The sequence below is a fragment of the Candidatus Agathobaculum pullicola genome, assembly GCF_052117205.1.
GTDB lineage: Bacteria > Bacillota > Clostridia > Oscillospirales > Butyricicoccaceae > Agathobaculum > Agathobaculum pullicola.
Genome location: NZ_JBQKJP010000126.1, coordinates 1 through 463, shown reverse-complemented (window position 1 = coordinate 463; position 463 = coordinate 1). Strand labels below are relative to the sequence as shown.

Sequence of the window (463 nt, the reverse complement as noted above, 5' to 3'; positions counted from 1 at the left end):
GGCGGTGAATTAGGAAAACAGCAAAGTAAGGAATGGTATAGTCAAACGGCTATACCATTCTTTTCTGTTTTAGCAGTTTTTGTTTTGGTCATTGCGTGTTCAAAATCAAATATACCAATAAAATTACAAACTATTTTGATTTCTCGTGTTTTTGTTTGCCATGCAGCAGTAAACGACTGGTTTTATCTGAATTAGCGTCTGCTTGATGGCCTCATGTGTGATGCCCTTATCGGCTGGATTGTTGATAGGTCAGTTTCTATTTTCTGGATTGTTGTTTTTTCACGCTTTTTCCTCTTTCTGGAAAACAAGCTACACAAGTAGTCTAAAGGTAATACTAGCTTTAGACTACCTCGCCCGCTCAGGCGGGCGGGAAAGCTGGCGCTTACAACGGAACGGGGCGCGCGGCCTATGGCTCTCGCCTGCGGCCTGCGCTGCCCCTTGTCCGTTTGTGACGGGAAGCAAG

1 protein-coding gene is annotated in these 463 nt (G+C 44.9%); it reads left to right on the top strand.

Translation table 11 applies throughout. The features are described from left to right. A partial coding sequence (locus tag ACTQ3V_RS15710) for a hypothetical protein (RefSeq protein WP_441468305.1) occupies positions 1 to 195 on the top strand: 195 nt, incomplete at its 5' end. Positions 196 to 463 lie beyond the last annotated feature (268 nt).